Here is a 5957-nt window from a genome sequence, read left to right on the forward strand (position 1 = left end):
GCGGGGAGCGGGGGTGGGCGGAGCGCGAGCGGCTCCCGCCGGAGCACGGCGAGGTCGAGCGGCGGGCGCGTCGAGACCCGCGCGACCACCGCGTGGACCCGCACCGGTCCGGCGGCCCCCGCCACGGCCAGGGCGCCCGACCCGGGCCCGCGCGCGGCCCCGCGCTGCAGGATCGCGAGCCCCTCCCCGAACACCGCCGCCGCGGACGTGCCGGAGAGCCGCGCCGCCGGGACGCCGGCCAGCCGTCCCGCCGCCGCGTTCGCGGCCGCGATCGTGCCCTCCGGACGGAGGAGGAGCGCGGCGTCCCCGAGGGCCTCCGGCACGGCGCCGAGGAGCGGCCGGAGCGCCCGCGGGAGCCGCCTGCGCGCTCCCGCGAGGAGGACCGCCGCGAGGAGCACCCCCACCGCGAGCAGGAGCAGGGCCTCGGTCGGCGACACGGTGGGAAGGGTGCCCACGGACTTGCCGAACCGGAAGCCGGTCTTATCCAACTGGCATGACTCGCAAGCACGCGTGGTCCCCGGCGGAGGGCCCCGGGGCCGCGCCGCAGCAGATCCCGCTCCGGAGCGGTCGCGTCTCCGGCGCAGGAGACGACGACCGGCGCTCCAGGCTCTGGGCGCCGTCGGAGGGGCCGGTGCGGAGCGATCCCGGCGGCCCGGGCGGAGAGCCGGACGGCCGGACGATCTCGATCCCGGGCCGTACGGCGCTGAACGAGAACTGACGGCGGGTTTCCGCCTCGCTGGAAGGCGCGCGAACCCCCAACCGCCCGCAAGACCACCAGCTTTTAGTTGATAACGTCACCTCTCGCGGGTATCCCTGATCGAATCGATCGGATCCGCGATCGATGCGGAGGACACGGCGATGTCTGAGAAGGAAAAGAAGGGCCCCGGTGCCGGTGCGCAGGTGGCCCCCGCGATGGGTCCTCCCGTCCTCATCTCGAAGGAGGACATCCCGGCGGTGCTCCCGATCCTGCCGCTGCGGAACTCGGTCTTCTTCCCCGGCGGCGTGCTCCCGCTCGCCGTCGGCCGGCAGAAGACGATCGCGCTCATCAAGGACGCGGTGCGCGACGAGCAGGTGATCGGCGTCGTCACCCAGCGGCGCGCCGAGGAGGAGGACCCCGGCGCCGCGGACCTGTACACCGTCGGCACCGTCGCGCGCGTGGTGAAGCTGCTCAAGATGGGCGAGGACAACTACTCGCTCGTCGTGCAGGGGCTCGCCCGCTTCAAGGTGCTCGAGCTCGTCCAGGAGACCCCGTACCTCAAGGCCCGCGTGGACCCGGTCGAGGACAAGCCCGTCCCCGACGACGTCGAGATCGAGGCGCTCGCGATCAACCTGAAGAAGCTCGCCCGCGAGGTGATCGAGCTCATGCCCGAGCTCCCCGCCGCGGCGACCGAGCTCGTCGAGTCCATCACCCACCCCGGCCACCTCGCCGACCTCATCGCGGCGAACGTCGACGTGCCGATCGAGGAGAAGCAGCAGGTCCTCGAGACGATGGAGCTCAAGGCGCGGATGAAGCTCGTCCTCGAGCTCCTCAACCGCAAGCGCGAGATCCTGAAGCTCTCGAACAAGATCGACTCCGCCGTGAAGGGCGAGATGTCGAAGACGCAGCGCGAGTACTACCTGCGCCAGCAGCTCAAGGCGATCAAGGAGGAGCTCGGCGAGCTGGGCGAGGAGGAGGAGGAGCTCGACGAGCTGGCGGAGCGGCTCAAGAAGGCCGGCCTGCCGGCGGAGGTCGAGAAGGTCGCCCAGAAGGAGCTGAACCGCCTGAAGTCGATCCCGACGGCGAGCTCCGAGTACACGGTCGCGCGCACCTACCTCGACTGGATCGCGGACCTCCCCTGGTCGAAGAAGACCGACGACAACCTCGACATCGAGAACGCGCGGCAGATCCTCGATCACGATCACTACGCGCTCGACAAGATCAAGAAGCGCATCCTCGAGTACCTCGCGGTCCGGAAGCTCAAGAACGACATGCGGGGGCCCATCCTCTGCTTCGTCGGGCCGCCCGGCGTCGGCAAGACCTCCCTCGGCCAGTCGATCGCCCGCGCCACCGGCCGGAAGTTCGTCCGGCTGAGCCTCGGCGGCGTCCGCGACGAGGCCGAGATCCGCGGTCACCGACGGACCTACGTGGGCGCCCTCCCCGGCCGCATCATCCAGTCGATGAAGAAGGCCGGGACCGTGAACCCGGTGATGATGCTCGACGAGATCGACAAGCTCGGGGCGGACTTCCGCGGCGATCCCTCGGCGGCCCTCCTCGAGGTGCTCGACCCCGAGCAGAACCACGCCTTCTCGGACCACTACCTCGACCTCTCCTACGATCTGTCGAAGGTGATGTTCATCGGGACGGCGAACCTGCTCGACCCGGTCCCCGGTCCGCTCAAGGACCGCATGGAGATCCTCGAGCTGCCCGGCTACACGTTCGAGGAGAAGGTCCACATCGCGCAGAACCACCTCATCCCGAAGCAGCTCCGCGAGCACGGGCTCTCGCCGGACGCCATCGTCATCGCCGAGAAGGCCCTCATCAAGGTGATCATGGCGTACACGCGGGAGGCCGGGGTCCGGAACCTCGAGCGGCGCATCGCCGACATCTGCCGCGCCATCGCGGTCGAGGTCGCGAGCGGCAAGGTCGGGCCGGGCGCGAAGCGGAGCATCGAGGAGGGCGACGTCGAGGAGATGCTCGGGCCCGAGAAGTTCTACAACGAGACGGCGGAGCGGACCGAGATCCCGGGCGTCGCGACGGGCCTCGCCTGGACCGCCGCGGGCGGTGACATCCTCTTCATCGAGGCCACCCGGATGAGCGGCAAGGGGTCGCTCACCCTCACCGGGCAGCTCGGCGAGGTGATGAAGGAGTCCGCCCAGGCCGCGCTCTCGTACCTGCGCTCGAAGGCGGAGAGCATCGGGATCGCCCCGAACTTCCTCGAGCGAACGGACCTCCACATCCACTTCCCGGCGGGCGCCATCCCGAAGGACGGGCCGAGCGCGGGCGTCACCATCCTGACGGCCCTCGTCTCGCTGCTCACCGGCATCCGCGTCCGCTCGGACGTCGCGATGACGGGCGAGGTCACCCTCCGCGGCCTCGTGCTCCCGGTGGGCGGCATCAAGGAGAAGGTGCTCGCCGCGCACCGCGCGGGGATCAAGCGGATCATCATGCCGGCGCGGAACGAGAAGGACCTGCTCGACGTCCCCGAGCAGGCGCGCAAGGAGCTCGACTTCGTGTTCGCCACCCACATGGACGACGTGCTCGCCGCCGCGCTCGAGGAGAACCCGCTCGGGCGCAAGCCGCCGCCGGAGCCGGACGGCGGCGAGAAGAAGACGCCGCCCAAGAAGCAGGAGGAGATCCGCGTCTAAGCGGTTTCTCTCCGCCCGGCGCGACGCCCCGGAGGCCCGGCTCTCGCCGGGCCTCTTCTGTTTCGCGCGCAGCATCGTGCGACTCGGCCTCGGCGGCGTGGCCTGCGCTCCGTCCGGGCCCTCGCCCCGCTCCGGCGCGCTGGTACAGTCGCCGGGTGGCGCGCCTCGCCCTGCTCACCGGCTCGACCGGCGCCGTCGCCGAGGCCATCGCCGCGGCGCTCGGCGATTCGGGGTACGCGGTCCGTCACCTCCCGGTCGGCCCGGGCGGCGCGCTCGAGCCCGGGCCGGAGGCGCGCGGCGCCGAGCTCGTGGTCCACCTCGGCGTGCGCACCCCCCGGGACCTGGACGAGGCGCTCCGCGCCGAGGTGGAGTCGGCCGCCGCCCTCGGCGCGGCGCGCATCGCCCGGGAGGTCGGCGCGCGCCGGCTCGTCCACGTCTCCACCGCGTCCGTGTACGGCAGGCCACGGAACCTCCCGTGCCGGGAGGGAGAGCTCAAGGCCCCGCGCACCGCGTACGAGCGGATCCGCTGGCGCGCGGAGCAGGCGAGCTGGGCCGCGTTTCGCCGGGGGGCCCCGCTCACGGTCCTGCGACCGACGCTGCTCTACGGCCCCACGCTCCGCGGCGGCCCCGTGCGCGCCCTGGCGCTCGTGAGCCTGTTCAACCAGCGCCGCCGCCGCGTCCCCATCATCCGCCGCGGCCCGGTCGCACACCTCTGTCACCTCGCGGACCTCGCCCGCGCGGTCGCGCACGTCGCGGGGCACCCGGACGACCGCGCCGTGGTGGGCCGCGCCTTCAACGTGGGCGACGACGCGCCGCTGCCGCTCGCCGAGCACCTCGCCGCCGCGCTCACCGCCCTCGGGTACGAGCCGGGGCGCGTGCTGCCCACCGCGCCCCGGCTCACGGGCGCCCTCCTCTGGCTCGTCCGCCACGTCCCCGATCGCACCCTCCTCGCGCCCCTGAACCGCCGCCTCGGCCGCGCGTGGAGCCGCGTCACCGTCCGGCCCGGGCCGCGCGGGATGCTCGTACCGCGCGTCGATCGCGAGGCGCTCCACTGGATGAGCGCCGACCACTACTACGACACCTCGCGCCTGGCGGCGCTGGGCTGGAGGCCGCTGCACCCGGTGTCCACCGCGTCCATGCCCGAGACGATCCGCGCGCTGATCGCGAGCCAGGTCCTGCCGGGAACGGGGGGCCGCGCCTTGCCCGCGTGGTGATACGCGGGCTCATGACCGCTGCCCCGCCGACCCGGCGACGGCGAAGTGGCCGCAGGGTGGCAGCCGTGTCATAGTGCCCCTGCGAGCCCCGCCACCCGTGTCGCGATCGGCGCGGAGCGAGGCCGCCCGAGGCCCCGAGGATCCCGTGTACGGAGACGTGTGCGTGAAGCGACTGCGCTCCCGGAGCGCCCCTCGCGGAGCGCGTGGTGGGGGAGCGGCGCGGTGATCCGGATGATCGGCCGCTACGAGCTCCTCGAGCAGGTCGGGAGCGGCGGCATGGCCGTCGTCTACCGGGGCCGCGACACCGCCCTCGACCGCGAGGTCGCGGTGAAGCTCCTCCACCCGCACCTCGCTTCCGCGCCCGAGTCGCGCGCCCGCTTCTCCCGGGAGGCGCGGGCGGTCGCGCGCCTCTCGCACCCGGGGATCGTCGAGATCTACGACTACGCCGGCGACGACGCGGTCGAGAGCTACCTCGTGACGGAGTTCGTCCGGGGGCGCACGCTGCGGGCCTGGGCGGCGGAGGTCGGCTTCGGCCACCCCGAGCTCGGCATGCTGGTCGGCCGCGCGCTCGCCGACGCCCTCGCCCACGCGCACGCGGCGGGCGTCATCCACCGCGACCTGAAGCCGGAGAACGTCCTCGTGCACGAGGGCGACCGCCCCGCGGTGAAGCTCGCCGACTTCGGGATCGCCCGGATCCTCGCCTCCGACGAGCGGATGACGATGACGGGCGCGCTGGTCGGGTCGCCGCACCACATGGCCCCGGAGATCGTCGAGGGGCACGACGCCGACGCGCGCAGCGATCTGTTCTCGCTCGGCACGATCCTGTACTGGCTGGCCACCGGGAAGCTCCCGTTCGCGGCGCCGAACCCGACGGCGATCCTGCGCCGGGTGATGGAGGGCGACTACGAGGAGCCGCGCGCGGCCGACCCGCGCGTGCCCGACACCCTCGCGGCCCTGATCGTCCGGTGCCTGCAGCTCGACCCCGCGCGGCGCCCCGCGACCGCCGCCGAGGTGCGAGACGCGCTGGACGGGGTGCTCGCCGAGGTCGGGATCGAGCGGCCCGGCGAGGCCCTCGTCGAGCTCCTGCGGGACCCGGCCGCGTTCGAGGCCGCCTTCCCCGCGCGCGCCGTCGCATCGCTCGGGGCGCGCGGGGACGCCGCCCTCGCCGCCGGCGCGACCGCGCGCGCCCTCGGCTTCTACAACCACGTCCTCTCGATCGACCCGGGCAACGCCGAGGTCCCGGCGAAGCTCGCGCGGATCGCGCGCCGAAGGCGCGTCCGCCGGGTGCTCGCGTGGGCCGGGATCGCCGCGCTCGCCGCCCTCGCCTCGGCCGCGGCGTTCCACGCCGCGTCGCGCCGTGCGCCGGCGCGCCCCGCGACGGCGCTGCGATCCCTCCTG

4 protein-coding genes and 1 pseudogene are annotated in these 5957 nt (G+C 73.6%); 4 read left to right on the plus strand and 1 reads right to left on the minus strand.

Annotated elements, in window-relative coordinates; genetic code table 11:
- Positions 1-488 (minus strand): annotated as a pseudogene (locus MNZ27_RS22710) (hypothetical protein); the annotation flags it as partial.
- Positions 489-493: 5 nt separating this feature from the next.
- Here MNZ27_RS22710 and MNZ27_RS22715 point away from each other — a divergent pair.
- The 4 genes from MNZ27_RS22715 to MNZ27_RS22730 form a co-directional block, all read left to right on the plus strand.
- On the plus strand, positions 494-718 hold the full coding sequence (locus MNZ27_RS22715) for a hypothetical protein (RefSeq protein WP_242396347.1): 225 nt from the start codon (positions 494-496) through the stop codon (positions 716-718).
- Positions 719-858: 140 nt separating this feature from the next.
- Positions 859-3345, plus strand: a complete 2487-nt coding sequence (gene lon / locus MNZ27_RS22720) for an endopeptidase La (RefSeq protein WP_242396348.1) — start codon at positions 859-861, stop codon at positions 3343-3345.
- 155 nt (positions 3346-3500) lie between these two features.
- Positions 3501-4559 carry an NAD-dependent epimerase/dehydratase family protein gene (locus MNZ27_RS22725; RefSeq protein ID WP_242396349.1) on the plus strand — a complete coding sequence of 353 codons (1059 nt, stop codon included), beginning with the start codon at positions 3501-3503 and terminating at the stop codon, positions 4557-4559.
- A gap of 159 nt (positions 4560-4718) precedes the next feature.
- On the plus strand, positions 4719-5957 hold a 1239-nt coding region (locus tag MNZ27_RS22730; protein ID WP_242396350.1), incomplete at its 3' end, for a serine/threonine-protein kinase.

The organism is Anaeromyxobacter oryzisoli (assembly GCF_022690765.1).
In the GTDB taxonomy this organism is placed as follows: Bacteria; Myxococcota; Myxococcia; order Myxococcales; family Anaeromyxobacteraceae; genus Anaeromyxobacter; species Anaeromyxobacter oryzisoli.

What these genes read in the sequence shown, in the direction of transcription:
- MNZ27_RS22715 (WP_242396347.1), top strand. Translation starts at nt 494, where the DNA reads ATGACTCGCAAGCACGCGTGGTCCCCGGCGGAGGGCCCCGGGGCCGCG.
- lon (WP_242396348.1), top strand. Translation starts at nt 859, where the DNA reads ATGTCTGAGAAGGAAAAGAAGGGCCCCGGTGCCGGTGCGCAGGTGGCC.